This is a genomic window from Acinetobacter sp., from assembly GCF_036666595.1.
Classification (GTDB): domain Bacteria; phylum Pseudomonadota; class Gammaproteobacteria; order Pseudomonadales; family Moraxellaceae; genus Acinetobacter.
On sequence record NZ_JAVWVO010000083.1, the window covers coordinates 1 to 694 of the forward strand.

Genomic DNA, 694 nt, shown 5'->3' on the forward strand with positions numbered 1-694 from the left:
AAAGCTTAATGTTGCATTTCTTGGTTCGCCCCAAATCATTGAGTCTGAGCCTATTCCATCATAATATTTTTTATCAAATAAATTATTTACATTGAGTTGTGTACTAAAATTTGGATCAAACTTATAACCCAGCATTGCATTTGCAAGATACAAATCACCTCTGTCCACACGCGTCGCACCTGTGCCTTTATAAATTTTACTAAAATAATTTAGGCCAGCACCGGCATACCATGCTTCATTTTTATATTTAACAAATAAGTCTGCCGTAGTCCGAGAACTGGTAGAGTTATAATCAACACCTTTAGCATCCTTAGCATCAAAATTGGCAACACCAAAGCTAAGCCCCCAATTCTCATTAAGCTCACCATCAATGTTGAGTTCAACCCCTTTACTGGTTACACCTTCAGCCGCAAAATAAGCATTTTCTGGTGTATCAGCCCCGTTGTTATCTTTAACTTTTACTTCTTTTCCATTTGAATCATATAATTGCTCTGCAACATTATCTTGCTCAATTCGGAAGATAGATAAGGCGGCATTTAGCTTTCCATCCAAATATTCACCTTTTAAACCCATTTCATAGCTTTTACCATCAATAGGATCAAGGTAATTGCCACTTACATCTTTTCTGTTTTGTGGTTTAAAAATACTGGTATAGCTCACGTATGCTGAATAATCTCGCGCAACGTCATAAATA

The 694-nt window shown here is 36.3% G+C and carries 1 protein-coding gene; it reads right to left on the bottom strand.

Annotated elements, in window-relative coordinates; all coding sequences use genetic code 11:
• Nucleotides 1-694, bottom strand: a 694-nt coding sequence (locus RR876_RS16910) for a TonB-dependent receptor (RefSeq protein ID WP_332637180.1), incomplete at both ends; no start/stop codon positions are given.